Annotated in this window: 2 protein-coding genes; both read right to left on the reverse strand. The window is 51.8% G+C overall.

Annotation, left to right across the window (positions count from 1 at the left end):
- On the reverse strand, window positions 1–6,146 hold a 6,146-nt coding region (locus J3U67_RS08350; RefSeq protein ID WP_267404739.1), incomplete at its 3' end, for a hemagglutinin repeat-containing protein.
- A 67-nt stretch (window positions 6,147–6,213) separates the two neighbouring features.
- The coding region (locus tag J3U67_RS08355) for a ShlB/FhaC/HecB family hemolysin secretion/activation protein (RefSeq protein WP_267404741.1) at window positions 6,214–7,900 on the reverse strand (1,687 nt) is incomplete at its 5' end.

The raw sequence follows: 7,900 nt of genomic DNA on the forward strand, positions 1-7,900 counted from the left end.
ACCTGCCCGCTGATATTCTGCTGTTTGCTGTTGTATTTGGCTGTGTCCTGCAAGCTTTCGATATTTAGTTCGGCTGCATCAATCTGTACGCCTTTACCTGCTACCTGTGCGCCTTTGATGTTGGTGGCTCCGCCGCTGACTATGCTGGTGTGGCCGCTGCTGCTTCCAATATGGCTGTTGCGGTAGCTGGTTTCGTCACCATTGCCATGTCCTTTGCCGGCATTACCACCAGCGGTCACTCCAAAGGCTAATCCATTGGAACCATAGCTGATGGCTACGCCGGCATTCCAGCCACTGGATTTGTTGCTGCTGCGCTCGCTGTGGTTTTGTTCGGCCGCCAGCAGGTTGATTTCGTTGTCTGCCTGTAAGTGTGTACCTTGTTTGCCATTGACATCTGAGCCAATGATGTTGATGTTGGAATCCTGTCCGGCTCCGGTTGCCAGTATGTTGACTTCACCACCGGCATTAATCTGGCTGGCTGCGGCGACGCTGTCGCGGCTGTGGGTTTCACTGCGGCTTTTTTGCTGGCCTACGGTGATGCTGACGCTGACATTGGTGGCGTTTTGTGGATTGTTGGCCAGGTCGGCGGCGGCATTGCCGGCTTTATACATGTCTACGCCGGCATTGAAGGCTGCCATGGCGTTGACGCGCGCGTTTTTGCTTTCGCCTATGCGATTTACGGCGGTACTGGCTGTTTGGATGGCATTGACTATGGGTACGTTGACGGCTACGGTAAGGCCGCTTTTTTCGAAGGTATGGATGTTGTCTCGGCTGTACTGGTCTTCGGCTGCGTTGATGTCTATCTGTTTGGCTATGATGTTTACGTTACCTTGCGGGGAGGAGACGCTGCTGCCGGTTTGGGTATAGTGGTTGCCGGCTATAATGGTGGTGTCTCCGTTGAGGCTGCCAACGCTGCTGCCGCTGTGGATGGTGCGGCGGCTGGTGGTGTCATCGGTTTCTTTCTGTTTCCCGATGCTAAAGCCGATGCCGCCACTGCCCATTAGGCCGGATTTGGTTTCTTTGTGGTATTCCTGATCTTGATACTGGTTGGACGCCGCTGTGATGTTAACATCCTGGCCGGCTTTCAGCACTGTGCCATTATCGGAGATGATGTTGCTGCCACGGATGTTAATATCTTGATCACTACTGATGCTGACTTTGGCGCCGGTGATATTGCTGCCTACAGCTTCATCATAGTTTGCCCGCGATTGGTCAAGACTGGTTTTTTTGGACATTAGGCCGCTGGATTTGATGTAGACGGAGTGGTCTAGCTCGGTCTGTTGACGCCCTTCTATGATATTGACACCGTTTTTGCCGTGCAGGCTGACGTTGCCGTTTTCGCTGTTGATGTCGCCCTGCCGGATGTTGAGCTGGTCTGCAGCCTGTATTTGTATATCACCGGCAGCACTGATGCTGGTGCCGTTTTCGTTTTGATAATGGTTTATCCAGTGGTTTTTGTCGCTGCTGCTGCCATCTGTCATGTCGCGGCGGGTAGTAACGGTATTGAGGTCGATGCTACCGGCACTGCTGCTGAGCTGTGTTGTGCCATTATCTGCATTGTTGACGATGCTGGCGCCACGGGTAGTGATGCCGTGGGTACCGGCTACGCTGAGAACAGCGTCTTTGTCTCCGGTGACATACAGCCCAGCGGTGCGGTCGATAACAGTACCACCGTTGCGTTCATCGCCATAGCTGGCCGTGGTGGTGTTGAAGTTGATTTTATCGGCCTTGAGGCTGAGTAGGTCTTTACCTACTGCGGATCCGCCGTTGAAATTGATGCTGTCGCTGGCGGTAAGGGCTACTTTGCTGCCGGTAAGCATGCCACTATTGTTAATATTCTGTGCCCCCAGATTAAGGATGTTCTGGCCGGCAATGCTGCCCTGATTGTTGATGTTGCCACTGTTTTGCAGGTTGATGTTGTGCGCACTGATTAGTGCGCCGGCTGTGGTCACGTCGTTATCACGTACTTTCAGGTAGATTCTGGGTACGAGTACGGTCTGCTGGCTGCCATCGGCCAGGGTGACGGTCTGGTTGACCAGCCACACCATGTCGCTGGTAAGCTGTGCCATTTGCTCGGCACTTAATGCGACTCCCGGGGTGATGTGAAACTGCTGTGCAAAGCTGATGCCGGCATTCATGAGTGCTTTGTACTGCTCTTCGTCATTACTGTAGCCTTCCAGCCGGCGGTAGCCGGTAAGCTGCGCTATCTGTTCGTTTATCAGTTTTTGTTCGTAATAGCCATCACCCAGCCGTTTTTGCATTCTGTCTGGGTTCTGCCCTAATGCGCTGAGCATGTAGTCGCTGCCGAGCCATTTTTTCATGTTGGTGAACGCTGGATCGGTTTCAACCAAATAGCCGCTGTTGGTGGGATTGATGTGGTACAGGCTGCTGCTGGGCAAGTTGGTATTGAAGCGGCTGAGACTTTGGATGCTTTGGTTGTGGTTTTCTGTCTGTGTCTGCGCTTTATCCTGTGGTTGAAGCTGATTGCCTGTTTTTGCCTGTTCGGCTTTGCCTTGATTGGCACTGATGCCGGCATGTTGCTGTACAACGCTTACTGGTGTGTCAAATTCATGGCTGGTTATGATGGTTTCGTTATATGGCTTTTCGCCTGTTTTTTTAATTTTACCGGAGCCCAGTTTGGGATTTTTATATTTGTATCCACCTTGTTGACCATGATTTTCAACCCGCTGCTGGCCTTTGGTTTCTTGGTTTTCCAGATTGAGGCTGTCACCACCGGTCAGATTGCCACCAATGATGATACGGCTGTTGTTATTGACCCAGTGTTCGCCACTGATGGTTAGGTCGCCGCCGATGATGATTTCTGCTGGCTGGCTTTCGGTGACACGCTGTTTGTAGGTATCACTTTTATAGTCCCACCATTTTACGTCTTTAGCTGAGTATTTTTTCCATTTTTTATTGGTGCCGTCATTGAATTTGAAACTGAGTTCTTTTTTTCCTTTTTTGAATTTTCCATCTACTCCATCTACCCAGATTGCTGGATTGCCTTTTTCTTGTATCTGGAAGATTTTTTTACTGTTGTCGAGATATTCTTCTACAGCAAAATGATTATTCAGATTCTGTAGTTGCCGTACGGCGATGTTGCCATTTCCCTGCGCTTCGATGCGCGCGCTGCTGTTGAGCAGATTATCTGCCATGCCCACAGCCTGATGCTGTTGGTTTAGGCTGCCACCGATGGCGATGTCACCCTCGCTGGAAAGCAGGGCGTGTTCTTTGTTAATGATATTAGTTGCACCAATGTCCAGCCGCTGGCGTGCGGCTATCACTGCTGCTTTGGTTTCGGTGCCGCTGGTTTCTTCCTGATTGTGTAAATCATGGCTGCCAATGGCGACATGGTCGCCATAGATGCGGCCGGTACCGATGTTGTTGATGCTGCTTCCGGACTGTACTAGTGTGGTGCCGTTGCTGTTTATCAGGCCACGGTTGGTGATATTGCTTTGTGCCTGTAATTCAGTTTGGTTGTTGCTCTGAATGGTGCCGCTGGCCTGATTGTTGATGCTGGCTGCCTGTAGGCGTACGCTGTCGCCGCCACTAAGGGTATGGCTGTTACTGATCGTCCCTTGGCTGCTGATAGTCAGGTTGTGACCGGCGGTGATGTCTGCATCGACGCTGAAGTTATCTGTTAATGCGATTTCTGCATCGTGGCCGGCGGCAATGGTGCCCGGGTTATTCAGATTTTGTGCTTGCAGGGTAAGATTCTGGCCGGCAATGATTTGTCCGTTCTGGCTGTTATCTATTTGCAAGGCGTTACCGCTGATATAAACGTCTTTTTGCGAGCTAATCTGTCCCTGCTGGTTGTTCAGGCTTTGGTTGATGCTGGTGCGCGTTTCTCCATTGGCACGTATGGCTCCGTGGTTGTTATTTAGTGTGTCAGCATTAATTTTTATGTTTTCTGCGTCTACTGTGCCTTGTTGGTTATTGAATCCGCTGCTGTGAATTTCTGCTTGCTGTGCAGCACTGATTTTACCCGCTGTGTTATCGATATTACCGGCTTGAATGGTGAGCTGACCATTGCTGCCTATCTGGCCGGTATGGTTATTAAGCTGATTGGTTACGGTAAGCTGCTGGGCGTTGACGCTGCGAATAGCCCCCAGCTGATTATTTACGCTATCCGCTTTCAGTTGCAGACTGTCACTATCGATGGCGCCACTACTGTTATTTAGGTTGGCCGTTTGTATTTCAGCCGCACCTCCACTCCATAGTTGCCCGCCTTTGCTATTGTCAATTTGCCCACGACTGTGCAGCTGCAGTTGTTTCTGTGCCGCTATGACGCCACTATCACTGTTGTCGGTGTTCTCTGCCTCTATGGCTATTTGTTCCGTCGACTGGATCCGGCCTTTGCGGTTGTCCAGCTCTTTGCCTGTGTACTGGAACGGTCCGCTGCTGCTGATTTCACCACTGCGGTTATCCAGCCGGCCTGTGCTGATGCGGGCTTCGCCAGTGTTGAGTTTTCCTTGCTGGTTGTCGAGTAGTTCGCCGCTTACTTGTAATTTGTTTAGGTTGAGGGTGCCACGGTTGGTCAGGCCGTTATGTGCGTTCAGGTCGATGCCACCATTGGCAATTATTTGGCCGTTGTCGTTGAGAATTTCTTGTTCGCTGATGATTTGGCCGCTGGCAAATTGTTTGGGGGTGCTCGCCGCTGCTTCGGTCTGACCTGCGCCTGTGGCACTGGTCGGTACGGGAGTATCTTGGTTTTCTGCCGGTTTCTGCGGCTTGGCTGGCTGTTCTGTTGTGGCTGATTCGCTGCTGTTGCTGGTTGGGGGTTCTGATGGTGCATACCCGATCAGGCTGTTGCTGCTGTTATTCAGTTTATCCAGATCCAGTTTCAGGCTTTGCTGGCCGCTCTGGATGATTTTGCCCTGCTGGTTGTGGATGCTACCGCTGCTGATGTCGAGTCGGCCGCCGTTGATTTCGCCCTGATTGCTCAGTTGCTGCCGGTTGCGGATGTTTAATTCGTCGGCACTGGTGATTAAACCGCTGTTGTCTAGCTGCTGGCTTTGTAATTGCATTTTGCCTTGGCTGGACAGGGTGCCGCTGTTGCGGATGCTGTCTGCATGTATGGCTGCTGTGGCCTCTTCTGCGGCGCTACTGTTTTTATCTGCGGCAACGATGCTGCCGCTGTTGCTCAGTTTGCCATCGGCACTGATGCTGACGCCTCCGGCTCCGGCAAAGATTTGGCCGGCATTGTTGATGCCGACGCCTTTGTCGTTGCTGATTAGTACGATTTTGCCGGCATACATGCCACCTAGGCTGCTGCTGTCTATGGCTATGCTTTGTTTGTCCGATATATCGTTGTTTACGTTGGCGGTGATCTGCCCTTGGGCATTGATGTCATTACTGCCGGTACTGATGTTGAGTTTATTTGCCCAGATGCCGGCATTGATTTGCGCTGCTTTGGTCAGGATGTTGGTGTAATCGCTGCCGCTTGTGTCCAGCCCCTGTCCGTTGATGCTGATGTTGCCTCCCCGTACCTGAAAGCCATCCAGGCTGCCGTTATTGAGTACGGGTCTGCCGGTGGTTAGGGTGACGCCGGCAGCATTGATAAAGCCGCCGCCATTGACGCTGATGCCAGACGGGTTGGCCATGATGACTTCGGCTCGTCGGCCGGCTACTTCGATGTAGCCGTTGAGCCGGCTGGGATTGCTGCTGTTGATTTGGTTGACGATGATCCCGGCTTCGCCTTTGGCCAGCCATGGGTTGCCTTGTATCCAGCCAGCCTGTTTGGTCTGGGTGCTTTTACGGCTGTTGTTGAGGATGGCTCCTTGTTTGTTGACGTCTAATTGCCGGTATTGGTTGATGGATACGCCGCCTTTGCTCGGGGTCTGGATGTTGATTTGCGGGATGCCGTTGGCGGTTTGGAGGATGGTGGGTTGCTGGTTTTTGGGAGCAGACGGGTCGGCATGGATGTCTGCTGCTATGGCAGAGTGATTAATGAGTACGCATAAACCTAATCCGAGTAGGATGGAGCTGGTTAATACGGGTAGTCTAGCCAGTAGGCTGCTGAAGATGGTGCCGCCGCTTTGATTACGGTCTGCGGTGCTTTTGCCTTCACGGATGGTGTTTTCGGCTACGGCAACCAGAATTCCTCTTTTTTTGTTGAATATGACTTTGTATCTGTTTTTATTCATGATTTTTCCTGTTATTCGGCCGTACAGCCTGGGCTAACGGCGTTCTGATATGTGTGGTTTGATTGTGTTATATGGAATAGTTGAGGCTGAAGCCAACGGTGGTATTGGCGGTACGGAAGTACTGGGGTTTATATATTGGTTTGCCGGCAAAGATGTCGTAATACCACTGGCCACCGGCTTTCATCTGGCCTTTGAAGCCGATAACGGCACCAGCTAGTGTTTTACCCAGCTGCATTTCGGTGGCGGGACCGGCAACGTGGCCGACATCCAGCCCCAGATATACCTGATGGGTACCTAGATATTGCCAGCTGAGGTTGTTGTTCCAGTACCAGCCTCGTTCTCCCATGAGGGTGACTTCGCCGTCAAATCCGCGCACGGTATAACGGCCGCCGATAGAGAGCTGGTCTTGGGTAATTAAGGGGGTTTTGTTCCACTGGCTGTGAAGGGAGCTGTCGAAGCTGAGGCGTTGTCTGCCCAGGGTGAATGGCTGCGTGTAGCCGATGTCGGCTGTGATGATTTTCATGCGCGATGTGCCTTCGCCAAATTCTTCTTCGGGTGCCCGCAGGCTGTGATCGGCACCGGTACCACGGCGGTAACCTAATCCGATGTTGACGGTGCCATTACCTATGTATTCTTGATGATTTAGGTTGACTGCCCAGCCGGCAGTATGCCGTTGCTGTACTTCGATTTCGGCATCGTTTACGTAATTATGGGATTGCCGACGCCATAATTTGGCGGTGATGTCGGTTTTGCGGTGGCTGTCGCGATACAGCAGCCGCGTTAGTCCGATGTCGCTGTTGTCGCTTTTGCCGTTGTAGTCGTAGTTTTCGTTGTATCCGGCTACGGCCTGATGATAACGGTAATGGTTGCGGTTATATGCTATCAGCCAGTTGCCAAATGGTATTGAGTAATGCAGTGCATAGCCACGGGTGCCGCTGCCGGTGCGGTTGCCATCGCTGTCCATTTGACTGTCTTTGCTGCCTAAATCATGGTTGTAGTTGATATAAAATAAATCACTTAGTCCTAAGGGATTGTCTGCTGATAATGTGACGCCTCCCTGATAACGCCCTGTGGAATGGCTGCCTGAATCGTCTGCGTTAAAACTTATACGAAAGGGAATGGTTCGTTGTGACCAGCTGATGACGATGTCGCTTTCGTTCGGTGCTTCAGCCGGTACTATCTGGATATCAGCTTCAGCGGTGGGAACGCGACGCAGGTTTTCCAGTCCCTGCTCTAGCTGCCGCAGATTCAGGATGTCTCCGGCTCTGGCTGGAAATTCGTTCTGGATGCGGCGAATACGCTCTACGTGAGTGGTTGCTGCATTGTCTAAATTGTAACGGATGGTATGGATTCGCCCCGGAATGACGCTGAGCTGTAAGGTGCCGCTGGTAAGATCCTGTGGTGTGGCTAAAATACGGGTGGTGGTGTAGCCACGTTCGATGACGGCATTCTGTGCCAAGGTCATGATCTGGTTGATGGCTTTGCTGCCTAGGCACATGCCTGCGGTAAACTGGCTCTGGCGCTGCGCTTTTTTTAGGGCAAACTGGAATCGGCTGGCTTCTTCTCCTGTCAGGGTGATGCTGTTGATGGCAAAACACGGGGTTTCGTTGGTATTCAGTTTGTCTGTCTGTGTTGGGTTTTCTTCTTGTGGCTGTAAACGAATATTTACTTCGGGCTGCATTTGCTGTTGAAACTGCTGCTGACGCTGCTGTTCGCGAATGATTTGCTGTTGCTGCTGACGGTCTAGCTGGGAA

The sequence above is a fragment of the Snodgrassella sp. B3837 genome, assembly GCF_026535955.1.
Taxonomy (GTDB): Bacteria; Pseudomonadota; Gammaproteobacteria; order Burkholderiales; family Neisseriaceae; genus Snodgrassella; species Snodgrassella alvi_E.